We start from the raw sequence: 20,501 nt of genomic DNA on the forward strand, positions 1-20,501 counted from the left end.
TATCAAGGGGGAATTTTTATGTACTTGACGCCTCAGCATGTATTGCTTGCCGGAGCTACCGGGTTAACCGGTGAACATTTGCTTGACCGTCTGCTCAACGAGCCAACGATTGCACGCGTATTAGCCCCCTCACGCCGGCCACTGGCCGAACACCCTCACTTGGAAAACCCGGTTGGTGACCCGACGGAGTTTCTGCCGCAATTGAACGGTCGCGTCGACGTCGCCTACTGCTGCCTCGGCACCACGATCAAGCAAGCCGGCTCCGAGGAAGCGTTTCGCGCGGTGGACCTGGACATGGTCGTGGCCTTCGCCAAACGCGCCCGGGAAATGGGCGCACGACACCTGATCGTGATCAGTGCCTTGGGGGCCGACCGCAGATCGCCGATTTTCTACAACCGGGTTAAAGGCGAGATGGAACACGCATTGCGTGCGCAGAATTGGCCGCAGCTGACCATCTGCCGGCCTTCGCTGTTGCTGGGCGATCGCGCCGAGCCGCGACTGGCCGAACGGGTTGCCGGTCCGTTGTCGAAATTGATTCCGGGCAAATACCACGGCATCGAAGCCTGCCAACTGGCCCGCGCCATGTGGCGCCTGGCGCTGGAAGAGCAGGATGGCGTACGGATTGTCGAGTCGGATGAGTTGCGCAAGTTAGGCAAGTAATCCAGCGGCGCCCAAGAGGACGTCTTCGCGGGCAAGCCTCGCTCCTACAGGTTAGAGGTATGCCGTGAAAACGACGCACGCCCTGTAGGAGCGAGGCTTGCCCGCGAATAGAGCGCGAAGCGCTCCCCTACAATCCGCCAGTTGCCTGAAACCCAACACCTAAAACCGTCAACAACGACAACGGCAACAGCAGTGTGTCGAGCAAAGCACTGGCCGGCAGATCAACACCGGGATAACTCGGCGCCTCTGCGCCAAATCTGTCCATGGCGCAGCACCCACCGTTCATTGCATACAAGTCCAGACGCGTCCCCGAATACACCACCGGCGCCCCAGGTTTGGCGGCATCGAGGGTGCGCGCCGTGGCGCAGCCCGCCAGTTGCACCGCCAGCAGAATGATCAGCAGCTTATTCATCACTGCTCAAATGGTGTTCACCCCAGCGCGGCAGCATGTCTTGCGGAATGTTCAGCAGATTGAGAATTCGCGCCACGACGAAGTCGATCAAGTCATCAATGGTTTGCGGCTGATGATAGAAGCCTGGCGATGCTGGCAGAATCGTCACGCCCATGTTCGACAGCTTGAGCATGTGCTCCAGATGAATGCTCGAATACGGCGCCTCGCGCGGTACCAGAATCAGCTGGCGGCGCTCCTTCAACGTCACGTCGGCCGCCCGCTCGATCAAGTTGTTGCAGGCACCGGTCGCGATAGCCGACAAGGTTCCGGTGGAACACGGCACCACCACCATCGCCGCCGGCGAGCCGGAGCCCGATGCCACCGGCGACATCCAGTCTTCCTTGCCGTACACCCGAATCTGCCCAGCGGCGGCGCCGGTGTATTCAGTGAGGAAGGCTTGCATCATCTGCGGCTTTGACGGCAGCGAGACATCGGTCTCGGTGGCCATCACCAGTTGCGCGGCCTTGGAAATCAGGAAGTGCACCTCGCGGTCTTCACGCACCAGGCAGTCGAGCAGGCGCAAGCCGTACTGAGCGCCCGAAGCGCCGGTCATCGCCAGCGTGATGCGTTCCGGACCATTGTTCATTGCAGCGCCTCGGCCAGTTTGCCGTGCAGGCCGCCGAAGCCGCCGTTGCTCATGATTACCACGTGAGTGCCGGGCTGGGCCTGGCTCTTCACGCGCTCGATGATTCCTTCCAGCGAATCGCTGACAATCGACGGCACGGTGCACAACGCCGCCGTGGCACCCAGGTCCCAACCGAGGTTGGCCGGCGAATACCAGATCACCTGATCGGCATCGACCACGCTTTCCGGCAAGCCATCGCGGTGAGCACCAAGCTTCATGGAGTTGGAGCGCGGCTCGATGATCGCGATCAGCGGCGCATCGCCGATGCGCTTGCGCAAACCGTCGAGGGTGGTGGCGATGGCGGTCGGGTGGTGGGCGAAGTCGTCGTAAATGGTGATGCCACGGACTTCCGCAACTTTTTCCATCCGGCGCTTCACGCTTTTGAACGCGCTCAGTGCCGCGATGCCCATCGACGGCACGACGCCGACGTGACGCGCGGCGGCCAAGGTGGCCAAGGCGTTGGCGACGTTGTGCTGACCGGTCATGTCCCACTCGACCACGCCTTGAGCCACGCCTTCGAACATCACTTCGAACTTCGAGCCATCTTCACTGAGCAGTTTGACCTGCCATTGACCGCCGGCGCCGGTGGTTTGCACCGGAGTCCAGCAGCCCATCTCGATCACGCGCTGCAAGGCCGGCTCGGTGGTCGGATGGATCACCAGGCCTTCGCTCGGAATGGTCCGCACCAAATGGTGGAACTGTCGCTCGATGGCCGCCAGATCAGGGAAGATGTCCGCGTGATCGAACTCCAGATTGTTCAGGATCGCCGTGCGCGGGCGGTAGTGAACGAACTTGGAGCGCTTGTCGAAGAATGCGCTGTCGTATTCGTCGGCTTCAATCACGAAGAACGGCGTATCGCCCAGACGCGCCGACACCGAGAAATTCTGCGGCACTCCGCCGATCAGGAAACCCGGGCTCATGCCGGCGTGTTCCAGGACCCAGGCGAGCATGCTGCTGGTAGTGGTTTTGCCATGCGTGCCGGCAACCGCCAGCACCCAGCGGCCTTGCAATACGTGATCCGCCAGCCATTGCGGGCCGGAGACGTACGGCAGGCCTTTGTTCAGCACGTACTCGACCGCCGGGTTTCCGCGGGACATGGCATTGCCGATCACCACCAGGTCCGGGGCCGGATCGAGCTGCGCCGGGTCGTAACCTTGGGTCAACTCAATGCCCTGGGCTTGCAGCTGAGTGCTCATCGGCGGGTAGACGTTGGCATCGGAGCCGGTCACGCGATGGCCCAGCTCTTTGGCCAGAACCGCCATCGAACCCATGAAAGTGCCGCAAATACCAAGAATATGAATGTGCATAGTCGACCTCGTAAAACATGGCCGCAGGTTAGCGTAGGGAGGGGAAAATCGCACTCTTTAGCTGAACGTGGCACAACCGCTTGGCTGATCGAGCGCGTTTTTTTTGTGGCGAGGGAGCTTGCTCCCGCTCGGCTGCACAGCAGTCGTAACGTTGGCAGCCGTGATCCGGCTAATACACCACGTTGGCTGGTTTTGGGGCTGCTTCGCAACCCAGCGGGAGCAAGCTCCCTCGCCACAAAAACGCTTATCGGGCGATACCGTGTTTGCGCAGCTTCCGGTAGAGGGTATTGCGGCTCACGCCCAACTGTTCAGCCGTGTGGGTCATGTGCCAGCGTTGCTGTTCCAGTGCGTTGAGCAATGCCAGCCGCTCGGCATCGTCCAGCGGATATTCGGACGGCTCTTCAATCGTCGCCACCATCACCGGCCGGGCCTGACGAATCATCGCCGGCAAATCTTCCAGCCCGATCCGACCGCCGTCACACAACGCCGCCAGGGTCCGCAGCACATTACGCAACTGCCGCACGTTCCCCGGCCAGGCAAAATCCAGCAAGGCCTGCCGCGCCGCTGCATCAATCAATACTGTCTCCCCGCCCGCCTCTTCGGCCAGCAGAAAGTCGAGCAACTGTGATTTATCCGTGCGCTCGCGCAACGCCGGCAATGCGACTTCCAGCCCATTGAGCCGGTAATACAAATCCTCGCGGAAACTGCCGTCCTGCACCCTTTCGAGCAGGTTACGGTGAGTGGCGCTGATGATCCGCACATTGACCGATTCCGGCTCGCCGCCAATCGGCACCACCTGACGGTCTTCCAGCACCCTTAATAGCCGGGTTTGCATGCTCAACGGCATGTCGCCGATTTCATCCAGGAATAAAGTCCCGCCATCGGCCTGCTGCAACTTGCCGCGCATGCCTTCCTTGCGGGCACCGGTGAAGCTGCCGCCGCGATAGCCGAACAGCTCGCTTTCGATCAGGCTTTCGGGAATCGCCGCGCAATTGAGGGCAACAAACGATTTTTCCGCCCGTTGACTAGCCTGATGCACAGCCTTGGCGAAAGCCTCCTTGCCTGAGCCGGTTTCGCCGTTGATCAGCAACGGCACGTCCCGTTCGAACACCCGCAAGGCCTTGCGGAAGTCTTCCTGCAACGCGGCATCGCCCAGGCAAATACCCGACAGCCGTGGACGCTCGGCCACTGCCGGGCGTTGCACCACGGGTGCAGGAATGCTGCGCGGCTGCCCGCGCAACACGGCAAACAGACGGCGCCCGTCGCGGGTGCGCAACGGCCAACTGGCGCTGGCATTGGCGCTCGCGCGGCCGAGCAACTCGTCCAGCGAGCAATCGAAGAACGCCTCCACCGGCTGGCCCAACAGCCCGCCGCGAATATGCCCCAGCAAATTCAGCGCACTCTGATTGACCGCACAAATCCGCCCTTCCCCGTCGAACGCCAGCAGCCCTTCGCTGAACAGTCCGACGGATTCGGCCTGCAAGTGAAAACGCAGCAGCCATTGATTGTCGAAGTAACGCAGGAAATAACAGCTCTCGATCATCTTCGCCGACAGATTGACCAGGGCCATGGTGTGAAACTGGCTCTGCCGCGAAACCTCGTGACGCGCCGAAGACACGTCAAGCACCGCCAACAGTTCACCATGAGGGTCGAACACCGGGCTTGCCGAGCAGGTCAGGCCGGTGTGGCGGCCGCGAAAGTGTTCGTCCTGGTGGATGGTCAGGGACTGGCGCTCCACCAGGCAGGTGCCGATGCCGTTGGTACCTTCACAGGCTTCGCTCCAGTCGGCGCCCAGCCAAAGGCCGGCGCGCTCGAAAATCTTTCGTTCGGCGGGCGCGGTGACGCAGTTGAGGATCACCCCGCGAGCGTCGGTCAGCAACACTGCGTGGCCGGCGCCGGAGAGTTGCTGGTGGAGGCTGGTCATTTCGTTGCCGGCGATCTGCAGCACTTGCTGCAAGCGTTCGCGGCTTTCCAGCACGCGGCCATGTTCCAGCACCGTCGGCGCCATGGTCAGGGCCGGGTCGAGGTGATAGTCCTCAAGGCAACGCAGCCAGGAGCGGGCAATGGACGGATCGCTGCCGGGGCCGTGCAGGTGGGATTTGCCCTGGGTCACGGTCAACACTTGCTGGGCATGGCGACTCAAATGGTTGTCGTGCATTTCTTATTATTCTCCCCGATAGGTGAGTGCCTACCTATAACCACTTCCTGTGGCGAGGGGGCTTGCCCCCGTTCGGCTGCGCAGCCGTCGTAAATCCTGAGCATGCGGTGTATCTGGTAAATCGAGGTGAATGGTTTGGGGGCTGCTTCGCTGCCCAACGGGGGCAAGCCCCCTCACCACGCAAGCTCCCTCGCCACAGAGGATTACCTGTGGGCCATTTGAGGCCCAGCATCCTCCAGCCATCGACGCATTGCAATGCTGACAAGACCCATCGGTCACAGGCTGTGCCACAAGCGGTACAAAGTGTCACATGGGTTGTACCGCAAGCGTCACAAGCACCGCCCAGCCGTCCGACAAAAAATACACAAGCCCTTGATTTAACTGACTTGCGAGGCGGTGGCCCAACCTTTGCTCTACGCTTGTTACCGCGCTCTGGCGCGTCCTCCCTTATAAGCACAAAAGCCAAGGAGAAACCCATCATGCGTTACGCTCACCCCGGTACTGAAGGCGCTATCGTTTCGTTCAAGAGCAAATACGGTAACTACATCGGCGGCGAGTTCGTCGCGCCTGTCAAAGGTCAGTACTTCACCAATACTTCGCCGGTCAACGGCCAACCGATTGCCGAATTCCCGCGCTCCACTGCCGAAGACATCGAAAAAGCCCTGGACGCCGCCCATGCCGCCGCCGATGCCTGGGGCGCCACGTCCGCCCAGGCACGCTCGCTGGTGCTGCTGAAAATCGCCGATCGCATCGAACAGAACCTGGAACTGCTGGCGATCACCGAATCTTGGGACAACGGCAAGGCCGTGCGTGAAACCCTCAACGCCGACATCCCGCTGGCCGCCGACCATTTCCGCTATTTCGCCGGTTGCATCCGCGCCCAGGAAGGCAGCGCCGCCGAGATTGACGGCAATACTGTGGCCTATCACATCCATGAGCCGCTGGGCGTGGTCGGGCAGATCATCCCGTGGAACTTCCCGATTCTGATGGCCGCCTGGAAACTCGCTCCGGCCCTGGCCGCCGGCAACTGCATTGTCCTCAAACCTGCCGAGCAAACCCCGCTGGGCATTACTGTGCTGATGGAGCTGATCGGCGACCTGCTGCCACCTGGCGTGCTCAACGTGGTGCAAGGCTTCGGCAAAGAAGCCGGTGAGGCCCTGGCCACCAGCAAACGCATCGCCAAAATCGCCTTCACCGGTTCGACTCCAGTCGGCTCGCACATCATGAAATGCGCCGCCGAAAACATCATTCCATCCACCGTGGAGCTGGGAGGCAAGTCGCCGAATATCTTCTTCGAAGACGTCATGCAGGCCGAACCGTCCTTCATCGAGAAAGCCGCTGAAGGTCTGGTGCTGGCATTCTTCAACCAGGGCGAAGTTTGCACCTGCCCGTCCCGCGCCCTGGTACAGGAGTCGATCTACGACGAGTTCATGGAAGTTGTCATGAAAAAAGTCCTGCAGATCAAGCGTGGCGACCCGCTGGACACCGACACCATGGTCGGCGCCCAGGCGTCCGAGCAGCAATTCGACAAAATCCTTTCGTACCTGGACATCGCCAAGGGCGAAGGCGCCGAGCTGCTGACCGGTGGCAAGGTGGAAAAACTCGAGGGCAGCCTGGCGACCGGGTATTACATCCAGCCGACCCTGCTCAAGGGCACCAACAAAATGCGCGTGTTCCAGGAAGAAATCTTTGGCCCGGTGGTGAGCATCACCACCTTCAAGGACGAAGCCGAGGCCCTGGCCATCGCCAACGACACCGAGTTCGGCCTGGGTGCCGGCCTCTGGACCCGCGACATCAACCGCGCCTACCGCGTGGGCCGCGCCATCAAGGCCGGTCGCGTGTGGACCAACTGCTACCACCTGTACCCGGCACACGCCGCGTTCGGTGGTTACAAAAAGTCCGGCGTCGGCCGTGAAACCCACAAAATGATGCTCGATCACTATCAGCAGACCAAAAACCTGCTGGTGAGCTACGACATCAACCCGTTGGGCTTCTTCTAAAAACCGGGGGCGATACAGGTATTTCTGTGTCGCCCTTCAGAAGGCCATCGCGGGCAAGCCCGCGATGGTGCCCTTAAACGCCTCCTTCATCGCTCTGCCGGTCTGGCATTGGCTTTGCATTCCCGCTCTACACACTGAATGCCATACCCGAAAGTCCAACAAATCAAACAATAAAAAAGACAGAGAGGACTTATGACTTCTACTACGCAGAGAGGACCTATGACTTCTACTACACAGCTCAAACCCACACTCGGCACCCTGCATCTATGGGGCATTGCCGTCGGCCTGGTGATTTCCGGCGAGTATTTCGGCTGGAGTTATGGCTGGGGCACCGCAGGTACCCTGGGTTTTCTCGTCACCGCATTGATGGTGGCGACGATGTACACCTGCTTCATTTTCAGTTTCACCGAATTGACCACCGCCATTCCCCACGCTGGCGGGCCGTTTGCCTACAGCCGCCGAGCCTTCGGCGAGCGAGGCGGACTGATCGCCGGCATCGCCACCCTGATCGAATTCGTCTTTGCGCCACCAGCAATTGCCATGGCCATCGGCGCCTACCTCAATGTGCAATACCCGGAACTGGACCCGAAGATCGCCGCTGTTGGCGCCTATTTCGTGTTCATGACCCTGAATATCCTCGGCGTGAGCATCGCGGCCACCTTCGAACTGGTGGTCACCGTGCTTGCCGTCGCCGAATTGCTGGTGTTCATGGGTGTGGTCGCACCGGGCTTCAGCTTCAGTAACTTCGTGCTCAACGGCTGGTCGGGCGCCAACGAATTCAGCATGGCCTCGATTCCCGGCATCTTTGCGGCCATCCCGTTCGCGATCTGGTTTTTCCTCGCCATTGAAGGCGCAGCCATGGCCGCCGAAGAAGCCAAGGACCCGAAACGCACGATTCCCAAGGCTTACGTCAGCGGCATTCTGACCCTGGTGTTCCTCGCCATCGGCGTGATGGTCATGGCCGGCGGTGTCGGCGACTGGCGCCAACTGTCGAACATCAACGACCCGCTGCCTCAGGCGATGAAAGCCGTGGTCGGCAACAACTCGAGCTGGATGCACATGTTGGTGTGGATCGGTCTGTTCGGCCTGGTGGCGAGCTTCCACGGGATCATTCTGGGTTATTCGCGGCAGTTCTTCGCCCTGGCTCGCGCCGGTTACCTGCCGGCTTCCCTGGCCAAACTGTCGCGCTTCCAGACCCCGCACCGGGCGATCCTGGCGGGCGGCGTGATCGGCATCGCGGCGATCTACAGCGACGGCCTGGTCAACCTGCAAGGCATGACGCTGACGGCTGCAATGATCACCATGTCGGTATTCGGCGCCATCGTGATGTACATCATCAGTATGCTGAGCCTGTTCAAACTGCGTAAAACCGAACCCAACCTGGAACGCACCTTCCGCGCGCCGGGCTACCCGATCGTACCGGGGATCGCGCTGTTTCTGGCGGTGGTGTGCCTGGTGGCGATGGCCTGGTTCAACGCGCTGATCGGCTGTGTGTTCCTCGGTTTCATGGTGGCCGGTTACCTGTATTTCCAACTGACCGCCAAGCAACGCGCTGATGCGCCGGCAGATGCGATGCTCGAAGGCGTCTGAAATGCACCGGCGCCGGGCTGACTCCCGGCGCCCGCCCTATTGAAGTGCACCAGAACCCGCTCCCACAGGGGTTTTAGTGGTGCATTTGAGATATTTATTGAATCAGGAGGACACCGTCCCATGGCCGTATTTGCCCATACCGTCGGCGCCCAGACCTACCGCTTCGACAGCCTCAAGGAGGTCATGGCCAAAGCCAGCCCGGCGCGCTCCGGGGACTTTCTGGCCGGCGTTGCAGCCCTCAACGATGGCGAGCGGGTGGCCGCGCAGATGGCCCTGGCCGACACCCCGCTGGCCCACTTCCTGGAAGAAGTGCTGATTCCCTACGAGGCCGATGAGGTCACCCGACTGATCATCGACACTCACGACAAACAGGCTTTTAAAGCGGTCAGCCACCTCACCGTCGGCGGTTTCCGCGACTGGCTGCTCAGCGAAGCCGCTGACGAACAGAGCCTGCGCGCCCTCGCCCCCGGCCTGACCCCGGAAATGGTCGCCGCCGTGTCGAAGATCATGCGCGTGCAAGACCTGGTGCTGGTGGCGCAGAAAATCCGCGTGGTTACCAAGTTCCGCGGCACCCTGGGCTTGCGCGGCCGACTCTCGACGCGCCTGCAACCCAATCACCCCACCGACGAACCGGCCGGCATCGCCGCCAGCATTCTCGACGGCCTGCTGTACGGCAACGGCGACGCGATGATCGGCATCAACCCGGCCACCGACAGCATCGCTTCGATCTGCGCCATTCTGGAAATGCTCGACGCGATCATCCAACGCTACGACATTCCGACACAGGCCTGCGTGCTGACCCACGTCACCACCTCCATCGAGGCGGTCAATCGCGGTGTTCCGCTGGACCTGGTGTTCCAGTCAATTGCCGGCACCGAAGCGGCCAACGCCAGTTTCGGCATCAACCTCAACGTTTTACAGGAAGGCTACGACGCCGGCTTGAGCCTGAATCGCGGCACATTGGGCCAAAACCTGATGTATTTCGAGACCGGCCAAGGCAGTGCCTTGTCGGCCAACGCCCACCACGGCATCGATCAACAGACCTGTGAAACCCGCGCCTACGCCGTGGCACGGCATTTCAAACCGTTTCTGGTGAACACCGTCGTAGGCTTCATCGGCCCGGAATACCTCTATAACGGTAAACAGATCATCCGCGCCGGGCTCGAAGACCACTTCTGCGGCAAGCTGCTGGGCGTACCCATGGGCTGCGATATCTGTTACACCAACCATGCCGAAGCCGACCAGGACGACATGGACACTCTGCTGACCTTGCTGGGCGTAGCCGGGATCAACTTCATCATGGGCATCCCCGGCTCCGACGACATCATGCTCAATTACCAGACCACCTCGTTCCACGACGCCCTCTACGCCCGGCAAACCCTGGGCCTGAAACCGGCGCCGGAGTTTGAGCAGTGGCTGGCGAACATGGGCATCTTCACCCAGGCGGACGGCAAAATTCACTTCGGCAACAGCCTGCCACCGGCGTTCCGCCAGGCATTGGCGCAACTGGGATGAGTGTTTATATGTATAAACCACCTGTCGATCCGCAGAACCCATTGCTGGAACTGCGCCGCCTGACCCCGGCACGCATTGCCCTCGGCCGTACCGGCACCAGCATGCCGACCCGCGCGCAGCTGGATTTCCAGTACGCCCATGCCCAAGCCCGGGATGCGGTGCACCTGCCATTCGATCACTCGGCGCTCAGTTCGCAACTGACCGAGCGTGGGCGTGAGAGTTTGCTGCTGCACAGTGCCGCCACGGATCGGAACAGCTATTTGCAGCGCCCCGATTTGGGGCGCAAGTTGAGTGATGAGTCAGCGCAGACTCTGCGTGATTACTCGCGAGCCCATCCAGGCGGGGTGGATCTGGCTGTTGTGGTGGCCGATGGTCTCTCGGCACTGGCCGTTCATCGCCACACCTTGCCGTTTCTGGCACGCATGGAAGAACAGACAGCTATCGAAGGCTGGTCCCTGTCGCCGGTGATTCTGGTGGAACAAGGCCGGGTTGCGGTGGCTGACGAGATTGGCGAGCTGCTGGGCGCAAAAATGGTGGTCATTCTGATCGGGGAACGCCCTGGATTAAGCTCTCCAGACAGCCTGGGGCTGTATTTCACCTATAATCCCAAGGTCGGACTGACAGATGCCTACCGCAACTGCATCTCGAATGTCCGGCTCGAAGGCTTGAGTTACGGCATGGCGGCACACCGTTTGCTGTATTTGATGCGCGAAGCCTGTCGGCGGCAGTTATCGGGGGTCAGTCTGAAGGACGAAGCCCAGGTTCAGACGCTGGAGTCGGACACAGGAGCAGGTTTGAAAGGTAATTTCCTACTCAGCCCGTCGGATGCCTGAACCGTTTCCGCATTGCGTTTCTATTCCGGTTTAAGGCAGGATCGATGCACGGCCGCCAAGGGTTTCCTATCGCCGTCACCATGTAAGACAGCCACTTGAAGACGAGACCTACCATGCGGATTATTCAAGCGACCCTCGAACACCTGGACCTGCTGACCCCGTTGTTCGTCAAATATCGCGAGTTTTACGGTTCCCTGCCGTATCCGGACTCGTCCCGAGCGTTCCTCGAAAAGCGCCTGCGGCGCAAAGAGTCGGTGATCTACCTGGCCCTGGCCGATGACGACAACAACAAACTGCTGGGTTTCTGTCAGTTGTACCCGAGCTTCTCGTCTCTTTCGCTCAAACGCGTATGGATCCTCAACGACATCTACGTCGCCGAAGACGCCCGCCGCCAGTTAGTAGCCGACAACCTGATCCGCACCGCGAAGAAAATGGCCAAGGAAACCAATGCCGTGCGCATGCGCGTTTCCACCAGCAGCAACAACGAAGTCGCGCAGAAAACCTACGAATCCATCGGGTTCAGGGAAGACACCGAGTTCAAGAACTACGTGTTGCCGATCAGTGACGAACTTTAAAGTCACCAAGAAGATCGCAGCCTTCGGCAGCGCCTGCATTGACCGAGGCAACCTCGAACCTGTAGGTGCTACCGAAGGCTGCGACCTTTTCCGACAAACCCCGTAACACATCGACATTCCTCGCTACAAACTCGACGCGTTTTTCACTTTTCACCCCGTATAATGCCCACACCTCACGACTCGTAAGAAAAATCACACCCCGCTGTAGTCTTACGCGAAGCTATCCGCACAGGCCTGCTGAGTCGGGCCATCACCACAGGTGCTTTCCATGGATTTCAACCCGATCGACGTTATTCTGCATCTCGATGTTTACCTCGAGATGCTGGTGAACAACTACGGAGCATGGATCTACGCCATCCTGTTCATGGTGATCTTCTGCGAAACCGGGCTGGTGGTGATGCCGTTCCTGCCGGGCGATTCCCTGCTGTTCATCGCGGGCGCCGTGGCGGCCGGTGGCGGCATGGATCCGGTACTGCTGGGCGGCCTGCTGATGCTGGCGGCGATCCTCGGCGACAGCACCAACTACGTGATCGGCCGCACCGTCGGCGAACGGCTATTCAGTAACCCGAACTCGAAAATCTTCCGCCGCGATTACTTGCAACAAACCCACGATTTCTACGACAAACATGGCGGCAAAACCGTGACCCTGGCGCGTTTCATGCCAATCATCCGTACCTTTGCCCCGTTCGTCGCCGGCGTTGGCAAAATGCCTTACCCGCGTTTCTTCGCCTTCAGCATTTTCGGCACCATCCTCTGGGTGGGTGGCCTGGTAACCCTCGGCTACTTCTTCGGCAACGTACCGTTCATCAAGAAAAACCTGTCGCTGCTGGTGGTGGGTATCATCCTGGTGTCGCTGCTACCGATGATCATTGGCGTGATCCGCAGCCGTCTTGCTAATGGCGCGTCCAAAGCCGAACCCCGCTGACTGACGATGTGGTCCCTCAGCGCCTGGCGACGCCGGCGCACCCTGGCCAAGCATCCGATTGCCGACGACATGTGGCAACGGGTGCGCCATCACCTGAGCTTCCTCGATGGCATCAGCGCGGCCGAAGACCAGTGGCTGCGCGAAGCCAGCGTGCTGTTCCTGCAAGACAAACACCTGAGCGCCCTGCCCGGCGTCGAACTCCACCAGGAGCAGCGCCTGCTACTCGCCGCCCAGGCCCAATTACCGCTCATGCATTTGGGCGATCTGAACTGGTATCAGGGCTTTCACGAAGTCATCCTCTACCCCGACGATTTCCTCAGCCCCCAGCGCCATCGCGATGCCAGCGGCGTCGAACACGAATGGGATGGTGAACACAGCGGCGAAGCCTGGCAGCAAGGCCCGATCATCCTGGCCTGGCCCGGCGTGATGGCCAGCGGTGGCTGGGAAGGCTACAACCTGGTGATCCACGAACTCGCGCACAAGCTCGACATGCTCAACGGCTCCGCCAATGGCCTGCCACCGCTGCACGCCGACATGCGCGTCAGCGACTGGGCCAAGGTCATGCAGGAAGCCTATGACGACCTCGACCGGCAACTGGAGCGCAACCCGGACGCTGAAACCGCCATCGACCCGTATGCCGCGGAAAACCCCGCCGAGTTCTTCGCGGTCACCAGCGAATACTTCTTCAGCGCCCCGGATCTGCTGCACGAGGCTTATCCACAGGTCTACGAGCAGTTGAAGTTGTTTTATCGTCAGGATCCGCTGGCCCGTCTACGGCAACTTCTGGCCGAAGACCCGGTCTATCAGGCACGCGACTAAGGTCTCTACGACCCTTAGGTGCGTGGCATCAACGGCGGAATATGCCTATAATCGCCGCCACTTTTTGGTCAATCCGGCCAAGTATTTTTGGTCAACTAACGGGGGCACCGCCCAATGAGCTACAGCAAGATTCCGGCTGGCAAAGACCTGCCGAACGACATCTACGTCGCGATCGAGATCCCGGCCAACCACGCGCCGATCAAATACGAAATCGACAAAGACAGCGACTGCCTGTTCGTTGACCGTTTCATGGCCACCCCAATGTTCTACCCGGCCAACTACGGTTACATCCCGAACACCCTGGCTGACGACGGTGATCCCCTCGACGTGCTGGTCGTGACTCCTTACCCGGTTGCTCCAGGTTCGGTGATCCGCGCGCGTCCAGTCGGCATCCTGAACATGACCGACGACGGCGGCGGCGATGCCAAAGTCATCGCAGTCCCACACGACAAGCTGTCCCAGCTGTACGTGGACGTAAAGGAATACACCGACCTGCCAGCCCTGCTGATCCAGCAGATCGAGCACTTCTTCGCGAACTACAAAGACCTCGAAAAAGGCAAATGGGTGAAAATCGAAGGCTGGGACGGCGCAGACGCCGCCCGCGCCGCGATCACCAAGTCGGTCGCTGCCTACAAAGGCTGAGAAGCAACGGTTAGTTTCTAGCCTCACGCTTCAAGAAAAACCCCGGTTGATCCGGGGTTTTTTGTGCCTGTCTGGAACGCTTTTAACAATGAGTTTTGAGCATTTCGGCCTGGGTGTTTGCCTGTTTATTTTTTACGAAAAGCGTCTTACATCCGGTCTTAAATTTCCCTCGAAATTTGAACGGGTCGTTTATTCAAACCCCCATCCTGCGCCCGTAGACTCGTGTTTATGAAAAAGAACACTAGCGGCCCACGGTTCAGAGCGCTCCTCGAAGCAGCCAACATCACAACGACAGGATTTGCCGCTTTCTTCGACACGGAAGCGCAAAATATCCATAACTGGTACACCCGTGGTGTGCCCGCTTATCGCATGGAGGAAGTCTCCCGACTTCTGTCTGTAAACAGTGACTGGCTGAAAACCGGCGAAGGCCCGAAAGAGTCCTCGCGCCTGCGTGTGCTCGACGAGTCCGGCAACACCTTCGACGCCCAGGCCATCCGGGGCATCTACACGGTGATCGAACCCATCGACGTCGAACTGCCCTTCTTCAAAGAGACCGCCACCGCCCCAGGCTCCAACAAAACCCACGTCGTCGAAGACCCCGGCCAATCCATCCGCCTGCCCCACAGCCACCTCGACTCCCTGGAAATCAAACATGCCAATGCCATCTGCACCCATATGATCGGCAACAGCATGGCCGAAAAGATTGAAGACGGTTCTACCCTCGCCATTGATCGCGGGCTTACGCAGATTATCGATGGCGAGATCTATGCGATCGAGCATGACGGAATGTTGCGAATCAAATACCTGCACCGGATGCCGGGAAATGCGCTGCGGTTGCGCAGCCACAATCGTGCCGAGTATCCGGATGAGATCTTCAACGCCGAGCAGATCGACAAGCAGAACATCAGGGTCTTGGGGTGGGTATTCTGGTGGTCCACGCTCAACAAACGCAGACCGTCCGTACCGTTCCTGTAAATACGAAGCCCAGCGATCCAATGTGGCGAGGGGGCTTGTCGGAACGCCGCACCGCCCCGTTCGACTGCACAGCAGTCGCAAACCTGTAAATGCGGTGCTTCTGGATAACCCACTTCAGGGACGCTCCGCGCCCCAACGGGGGCAAGCCCCCTCGCCACAGGGTCCGCGCGGCCACACAAAATCATCCCCGCAAAGCTCTACCCCGCACGCCAAGCTGGGAATTATTCAAAAAAATCAGTATGCTGCGCCCCACATTTGCGCATCGACCCTTTCCAAGGCTCAGATCGCACCGACAAGGCAGATCACTTTCTCGCCAAGTCCCACAGCCGGACGCAAGATCCGGGTGTACGTTTTGAAGGCTGGCGCGGTTTACCAAAAATAAACCAAGCCAGTCCCCGAGAAGCCGGCCACAAGCCGGCTTTTTAATGCCCGGAAGAAAGTGACACTCTGAATTATATAGTTAGCGCGCAGAATTTTAGTTGTAGTTAAACAGTGCTACGTCAGCGGTAATTTCTTCAATCCACTCAACATGAGCCTTATAAAAACCATCAAAATCTTCACATGCTCCCTTTTCGGTATATAAGACCGACTCAGGAAAAACCTGAAAAGTCGCATAGGAGAGACCAAGCGCATCACAAATATCTGTGTCGACACTTCCAGCATATCCAAAAGCGAGGTGCGTAATATACGTGACACCCAACGACGAAAATAGCTCCTCGGGAGAACTTTTAATCACTGCACCATTCCAAACATAACTTCCCATCACTGAGATCAAGTCACTACCGTCCAAGTCCCTCACAGTCAGAGAATATCGAGGAAGATATGACTCATCTTGAGTCTCATGGAAACCTACCAAGCTTGCCACAACATTCCTCGGATCAAAGATCTGCAAATCAACCTCTATCCCATCCCGATCGCTTTCGAGTGCGCTTATGCTTCCCAAAATAAAGTCATGCCATGATGGTCGATGACGTATAAAACTCTCGATATTTTCTATATTTTTCTTATATGAAGGCGCGTGCCGTGTGCTAAAAACAACGTCCAACCAATCCTTCCCACCTGTTTTTTTTAGTGAGGCGCTCTCAATAAAATCAGTCGGTGAGTGGATAGGAAAATGTCGAAGCAGCTCATTTGAAAAACAAACCTCGTCAACACCCCAGATAGAGTTGTACGTAGCGAGTTTATTTGGAGTACCTCTATCTAACTCCAGAAAATCTCGACCAAGTACACAGGTTAAAGCACGCAAGTAGTCTTCATAGACATTACGTGGGCCATCCATTGCTTTTCTGCCAGCATTGATACCAGTCCGCTCAATTAGCTTTTCAGCTTCAAAAACGGTAGCGTCATCCCAATCTCGAATCGCGGCGAGGTAGAGCCGAGCTTTTACCTCTTCGAATTCATTTGGATTTACAAAAATTGCAACAGCCACAGGAACGGCAAATTGATCGACATGCTTTTTCAATTTTACAAAAGCATTACGAGCTTTATCCAACTGATCATAAACGACTTGCAGGTGCTCCTTGTGGTACTCTAAACGATAGACTTTCACTATTCTAGGATCGAATTTTGTGGAACTTAGAGGAACACCGTCTTCATCAACAACAAGCAAATACCCCTCTATCGGATACTCCATTTCTTTTTGAAACAATGGCAGTGAGGACGACAGCTCACCCCAAGAAGTCGAAACGATAAAAACTCGACACTCGTGAGCAGCTAAATTACTCAACTGAAGGTATTTCGTCACCTCATGCAAAGCTTCACGAGCTGATGATTCCGCTCGCTTCAACTCAATAAACACATAGTGACCATATTTATCCTTGGCAAGAATATCAATATAGCCACCCGAACCTTCACGCCCCCTCATATAAAATTCATCTTGAACAAGACTGAGCCCAGACTCCAGCACCGACAAATTTTCTTTCAGAAAATTCCGAATTACATTCTCACTAATTCCTTTCATATGCCCTCGCCTGCGCCAGCCATTCAAAATAATCCCAAACCAAAACATGTAAAACTACGCAACTAAAGCCGTCGCATCTATCCTTCTTAATGCCAAAATCAGCTCATCAACTTGCTTAGGATCGAACAAACCATCCGGACCGCTGGGAGTGATATCGGTAAATGGCGACTCATAAAGCAAAGATGCGCTCATAACACCGTGCTCAGTCAGATGTTGAATCACCAAATTACTGAACTCGATCTGGCTAGCGTTGAGTGCTTTTCCAGTCAAAAAACCGGACAGCGCATCAGAAGCCGCATCGCGATCCAGGCCAACCAAGGAGCGAATAAACAGTCCCAAACCCTTGGCCTGCTCTTTCGCCCGATTTATCTCACCCGCACCGGCACCACTTTCAACCAGCATCTGCTCTAAAGCCTCAAGGTCCAAGGCCGTCAGTGGTTGATTACGCCTTAGCTTCTGCAACGACAAATGGTCCTGATGTGCACGCAGGAAAACGCGGGCTTTTTCGCGGAAACGTTCAAAACTCGCCGGGTTGACCATTGAAGGCATTACGACCTCCTCAATCTGCCCCAGCTCATCCTCAAAATCGGTAAAAACGCTAACGCCGCGCCCTTTCTCCAGCAGCTTGATCAAACCGCGCAACTTGCGGCGAGCCTGTTCCAGCATCGAAACGGTGACGTCTTCCCACCACTCCTGCCCCGCTACGGCTTCGATCATTAGTGTTTGTTCGGCAATTGCCGGAATGTTGGTTTGGCCCAGCAGCGCTTGAGCCAAGCCCTGAACCTGTTCACTCAAACGGGCAAAACCTGGCTCCGCGTTGAGAATGCATAGCTGTAATCGCAACAATAGAAGGTCGAAGCGCTTAGCCTCTTCATCTTCTTCCGCCAAGGTGGTTGGCAAGCCTGAAACATGGTCAGCCAATTCGCGCAGTTGAGTTTCTCCGATGTCTTTCCAAATGCCCACTGCGGAATAGATTTCCACCCACCGCCGTTTTGGACGAACAACGAAGTTGTCCAGTGTCATTGAGCACACCCGTTCATGTAGCGACAAGGCGATGTCGTCACGCAGTTGATCATCGCTGAAGACCACCGAATAAACGCCGTGGGGCTCCTTGATCTCGACGCTGTTACGCCGCCGATTCAGCGCCGCCAACATTTCCAGACGAGCCTTGAACAAGCGCTGCCCCAATGGCTCGCTCAGCGTTCCCTCGGTGGGTTCAGGGTTCTGATTGAAATACTCCAGGTTCTGGCAGAAGTCGAAGATGAAGAAGTCTTCTTTATCGTGCCCTGGGCCAAAGAGGTTTTTGCACAATCGCGTACCTCGCCCGACCATTTGCCAGAATTTGGCTTTGGAGCGGACGATTTTGAAGAATACGAGATTGACTACTTCTGGCACGTCGATACCGGTGTCGAGCATGTCGACCGAAATCGCGATGTGCGGTGCCTTCTCCTTGATTGAGAAATCGTCAATCAAGGACTGGGCGTACTCGGTCTTATAGGTCACGACTCGAGCAAAGGCCCCCTTCTTATCGGGATAGCTCTCATCGAAGCGGTCAGCAATAAACTGAGCATGGGCGTTGTTCTTGGCGAAGATAATGGTCTTGCCCAACCGGTCGCCGCCCGCCACTTTGTGGCCGCGCTCCATAAGGGTTTGCAACACTTTGTCTACCGTGTCGGTGTTGAACAGCCAGCGGTTAACCGCGTCGGCGCTCACCTCGTCAGGTATTTCTTCCTCCTCGCCCCACTCCAGTTCGTCCCACTGATCTTTCTCATCTTCGGGAAGTTGGTCGTAGCTAATACCCTCACGCTGGAATTTCAGCGGCACCGAAACCCCACGAGGCTTCACCAGATAACCCTCGGCAATCGCATCGTCCAAGGTATAGGCATCGGTCGGGACGCCACTCTCGAGGTTGAATAGACTGTAAGTGTTACGGTCGATCTCATCTTTAGGGGTTGCAGTCAGGCCCACCAACAGCGCATCGAAGTAGGAAAAAATCGCTCGGTATTTCTGATACACCGAACGGTGTGCCTCATCAATGATGATCAAATCAAAATGGCCGACACCAAAGCGCCGCTGGCCGTCCTGTTTCTCATCGATCAAGCCCATCATCGTCGGGTAGGTCGATACATAGACGCGCCCTTCAGTGTTCTTCTCTGTGACCAAATTCACCGGAGCGGCACTGGGCAAAAAACTTTTGAAGGCATTAGCTGCCTGATTGACCAACGCCACGCGATCAGCCAGAAACAGAATGCGTTTGGCCCAATTGCAACGCATCAATAAATCGCTCAAGGCAATCACCGTCCGAGTCTTGCCGGCACCGGTGGCCATCACCACCAACGCTTTGCGCTGACGATCCTGCTCAAAGGTTTCGCCAATACGCCGGATAGCCCTGAGCTGGTAATGCCGCTCAACGATCAACGGATCAATCGTCGCCTGCCCCAAAGGCTTGCGGCTGATACGGCGTTGAATCAGCAGTTCCAGTTCAGCTTTTTTATGAAAACCCTGAATCAAGCGCGGCGGGTACAAGGTGTCGTCCCACAGCCAATGCTCGTAACCATTGGTGAAATAAATCAATGGCCGCTGGCCGTACATAGACTCCAGGCAATCGGCATACAGCTTGGCCTGTTGCTGCCCAGCACGGGCATCGCGCTGAGTACGCTTGGCTTCGATCAGCGCCATCGGTTTGCCGTCGTCGCCCCAGAGCACGTAATCGACAAACCCCTGACTCTGTGTGTTCGGCATGCCCGTCACTTCAAACTCACGATCACGAGCTGCATCCAGTGGCCAACCCGCTTCGTGCAACAGCTGATCGATGAACAGGTCGCGAGTTTGGGCTTCGTTGTAATCGTGAGTATCGGGTTGAACGGCGTTGGCCGCTTTCGCAGCAGCGACATCGGCGCGCAGCGAGGCGAGCTCTTGATCCAGAGCAGCATTTTTCTTTTGTGCTTGAGCCAGTGCGGCGTCCCGTTGGGCGAGTTCGCCTTCCAGCTTCTGTAGCTGGGCCTGACTTTGAGTCGCAGTGGTGGCTGGCGGTTTTGGCAGCAGCGTCGGGTTAAAGCGCAACGCGCCATCCGGCTTGCCAGCGGCACTGCGTGCGTAGTGCCGCCCTAACCAATAGGCCACGTGAAACAGCTCGCTGAGCACGGCCTGGGCGTCTTGCTCACGCACCTGACGAGCGCTGTGCACGGCATCGTTACCGCGCTTGCGGATGACTTCCATTTTGGCGTGGAGCATCGGCCCGGTCAGGGTTTTGAAGCTTGGCTCAAACAAGAATGCCGACAAGTCGCTTTTGTACGGCAGCTTCAAGCTGCGATCAGCCTGGAACAGCCACGCCACTAACAACTCCAGCGTGCGCCGGGCATAGAAGCAGGAAGAACGCGGATCCGCCAGGACGTTCGCCTCCGCCTTGACCGCTTCGGTATAGAGACCGGGCCATTCAGTGCGCAGGAAGGCAAAGTTACTCATA

At 57.7% G+C, this 20,501-nt stretch carries 16 protein-coding genes; 10 read left to right on the forward strand and 6 right to left on the reverse strand.

Features of this window, described 5'->3' with window-relative positions; translation table 11 throughout:
• The first annotated feature begins 18 nt into the window (after positions 1-18).
• On the forward strand, positions 19-660 hold the full coding sequence (locus AC1RL4_RS16885; RefSeq protein WP_018925742.1) for an oxidoreductase: 642 nt from the start codon (positions 19-21) through the stop codon (positions 658-660).
• Between the two features lie 127 nt (positions 661-787).
• Here the strand turns inward: AC1RL4_RS16885 and AC1RL4_RS16890 are convergent, their stop codons facing one another.
• From AC1RL4_RS16890 to AC1RL4_RS16905, 4 genes are all read right to left on the reverse strand, one after another.
• Positions 788-1,072 carry a YceK/YidQ family lipoprotein gene (locus AC1RL4_RS16890; RefSeq protein ID WP_007937468.1) on the reverse strand — a complete coding sequence of 95 codons (285 nt, stop codon included), beginning with the start codon at positions 1,070-1,072 and terminating at the stop codon, positions 788-790.
• Positions 1,065-1,697: a flavin prenyltransferase UbiX gene (gene ubiX, locus AC1RL4_RS16895; protein ID WP_007937469.1), complete on the reverse strand. Its 633-nt coding sequence runs from the start codon at positions 1,695-1,697 to the stop codon at positions 1,065-1,067. Before ubiX ends, AC1RL4_RS16890 begins: the two co-directional genes overlap by 8 nt.
• Complete coding sequence (mpl, locus tag AC1RL4_RS16900) at positions 1,694-3,043, reverse strand: UDP-N-acetylmuramate:L-alanyl-gamma-D-glutamyl-meso-diaminopimelate ligase (RefSeq protein ID WP_019581356.1); 1,350 nt, start codon at positions 3,041-3,043, stop codon at positions 1,694-1,696. The genes ubiX and mpl overlap by 4 nt, the downstream gene beginning before the upstream one ends.
• A 244-nt stretch (positions 3,044-3,287) precedes the next feature.
• Entirely contained in the window at positions 3,288-5,201 is a 1,914-nt protein-coding gene (locus AC1RL4_RS16905; RefSeq protein ID WP_230173088.1) for a sigma-54-dependent Fis family transcriptional regulator, read from the reverse strand.
• Positions 5,202-5,680: 479 nt separating this feature from the next.
• Here AC1RL4_RS16905 and exaC point away from each other — a divergent pair, with 479 nt between their 5' ends.
• The 9 genes from exaC to AC1RL4_RS16950 all read left to right on the forward strand — a co-directional run bounded on the left by exaC (position 5,681) and on the right by AC1RL4_RS16950 (position 15,075).
• On the forward strand, positions 5,681-7,201 hold the full coding sequence (gene exaC, locus AC1RL4_RS16910) for an acetaldehyde dehydrogenase ExaC (RefSeq protein ID WP_018925737.1): 1,521 nt from the start codon (positions 5,681-5,683) through the stop codon (positions 7,199-7,201).
• A 219-nt stretch (positions 7,202-7,420) separates the two neighbouring features.
• Complete coding sequence (eat, locus tag AC1RL4_RS16915) at positions 7,421-8,791, forward strand: ethanolamine permease (RefSeq protein WP_019581359.1); 1,371 nt, start codon at positions 7,421-7,423, stop codon at positions 8,789-8,791.
• 120 nt (positions 8,792-8,911) lie between these two features.
• Positions 8,912-10,306 (forward strand): ethanolamine ammonia-lyase subunit EutB, encoded by a 1,395-nt coding sequence (locus AC1RL4_RS16920; RefSeq protein WP_018925735.1) that lies wholly within the window; start codon positions 8,912-8,914, stop codon positions 10,304-10,306.
• Positions 10,307-10,314: 8 nt separating this feature from the next.
• Positions 10,315-11,139, forward strand: a complete 825-nt coding sequence (eutC, locus tag AC1RL4_RS16925; protein ID WP_230173086.1) for an ethanolamine ammonia-lyase subunit EutC — start codon at positions 10,315-10,317, stop codon at positions 11,137-11,139.
• A gap of 113 nt (positions 11,140-11,252) precedes the next feature.
• The gene (locus AC1RL4_RS16930; RefSeq protein WP_018925733.1) at positions 11,253-11,714 is read left to right on the forward strand and encodes a GNAT family N-acetyltransferase; all 462 of its coding nucleotides are present in this window, start codon (positions 11,253-11,255) and stop codon (positions 11,712-11,714) included.
• A gap of 268 nt (positions 11,715-11,982) precedes the next feature.
• Positions 11,983-12,639, forward strand: a complete 657-nt coding sequence (locus AC1RL4_RS16935) for a DedA family protein (RefSeq protein WP_096479485.1) — start codon at positions 11,983-11,985, stop codon at positions 12,637-12,639.
• Positions 12,640-12,645: 6 nt separating this feature from the next.
• Positions 12,646-13,458, forward strand: coding sequence for a M90 family metallopeptidase (locus tag AC1RL4_RS16940; RefSeq protein ID WP_028938829.1), 813 nt, complete (start codon positions 12,646-12,648; stop codon positions 13,456-13,458).
• A 114-nt stretch (positions 13,459-13,572) separates the two neighbouring features.
• Positions 13,573-14,100, forward strand: coding sequence for an inorganic diphosphatase (gene ppa / locus AC1RL4_RS16945; protein WP_007933577.1), 528 nt, complete (start codon positions 13,573-13,575; stop codon positions 14,098-14,100).
• A gap of 228 nt (positions 14,101-14,328) precedes the next feature.
• Positions 14,329-15,075, forward strand: a complete 747-nt coding sequence (locus AC1RL4_RS16950; RefSeq protein ID WP_086945945.1) for a S24 family peptidase — start codon at positions 14,329-14,331, stop codon at positions 15,073-15,075.
• Between the two features lie 475 nt (positions 15,076-15,550).
• Here the strand turns inward: AC1RL4_RS16950 and AC1RL4_RS16955 are convergent, their stop codons facing one another.
• A complete protein-coding gene (locus AC1RL4_RS16955) occupies positions 15,551-17,035 on the reverse strand; it encodes an endonuclease NucS domain-containing protein (RefSeq protein WP_230173084.1) in 1,485 nt (494 codons plus the stop codon).
• A gap of 54 nt (positions 17,036-17,089) precedes the next feature.
• Positions 17,090-20,500, reverse strand: coding sequence for a DEAD/DEAH box helicase family protein (locus AC1RL4_RS16960; protein ID WP_230173082.1), 3,411 nt, complete (start codon positions 20,498-20,500; stop codon positions 17,090-17,092).
• Between the last annotated feature and the right edge of the window lies 1 nt (position 20,501).

This window comes from Pseudomonas sp. GW822-FHT07A10 (assembly GCF_058798795.1).

What these genes read in the sequence shown, in the direction of transcription:
- AC1RL4_RS16890 (WP_007937468.1), bottom strand. Translation starts at nt 1,072, where the DNA reads ATGAATAAGCTGCTGATCATTCTGCTGGCGGTGCAACTGGCGGGCTGC.
- ppa (WP_007933577.1), top strand. Translation starts at nt 13,573, where the DNA reads ATGAGCTACAGCAAGATTCCGGCTGGCAAAGACCTGCCGAACGACATC.
- AC1RL4_RS16885 (WP_018925742.1), top strand. Translation starts at nt 19, where the DNA reads ATGTACTTGACGCCTCAGCATGTATTGCTTGCCGGAGCTACCGGGTTA.
- AC1RL4_RS16960 (WP_230173082.1), bottom strand. Translation starts at nt 20,500, where the DNA reads ATGAGTAACTTTGCCTTCCTGCGCACTGAATGGCCCGGTCTCTATACC.
- ubiX (WP_007937469.1), bottom strand. Translation starts at nt 1,697, where the DNA reads ATGAACAATGGTCCGGAACGCATCACGCTGGCGATGACCGGCGCTTCG.
- AC1RL4_RS16935 (WP_096479485.1), top strand. Translation starts at nt 11,983, where the DNA reads ATGGATTTCAACCCGATCGACGTTATTCTGCATCTCGATGTTTACCTC.
- exaC (WP_018925737.1), top strand. Translation starts at nt 5,681, where the DNA reads ATGCGTTACGCTCACCCCGGTACTGAAGGCGCTATCGTTTCGTTCAAG.
- mpl (WP_019581356.1), bottom strand. Translation starts at nt 3,043, where the DNA reads ATGCACATTCATATTCTTGGTATTTGCGGCACTTTCATGGGTTCGATG.
- eutC (WP_230173086.1), top strand. Translation starts at nt 10,315, where the DNA reads ATGTATAAACCACCTGTCGATCCGCAGAACCCATTGCTGGAACTGCGC.
- AC1RL4_RS16955 (WP_230173084.1), bottom strand. Translation starts at nt 17,035, where the DNA reads ATGAAAGGAATTAGTGAGAATGTAATTCGGAATTTTCTGAAAGAAAAT.
- AC1RL4_RS16940 (WP_028938829.1), top strand. Translation starts at nt 12,646, where the DNA reads ATGTGGTCCCTCAGCGCCTGGCGACGCCGGCGCACCCTGGCCAAGCAT.
- AC1RL4_RS16920 (WP_018925735.1), top strand. Translation starts at nt 8,912, where the DNA reads ATGGCCGTATTTGCCCATACCGTCGGCGCCCAGACCTACCGCTTCGAC.
- eat (WP_019581359.1), top strand. Translation starts at nt 7,421, where the DNA reads ATGACTTCTACTACACAGCTCAAACCCACACTCGGCACCCTGCATCTA.
- AC1RL4_RS16930 (WP_018925733.1), top strand. Translation starts at nt 11,253, where the DNA reads ATGCGGATTATTCAAGCGACCCTCGAACACCTGGACCTGCTGACCCCG.
- AC1RL4_RS16950 (WP_086945945.1), top strand. Translation starts at nt 14,329, where the DNA reads ATGAAAAAGAACACTAGCGGCCCACGGTTCAGAGCGCTCCTCGAAGCA.
- AC1RL4_RS16905 (WP_230173088.1), bottom strand. Translation starts at nt 5,201, where the DNA reads ATGCACGACAACCATTTGAGTCGCCATGCCCAGCAAGTGTTGACCGTG.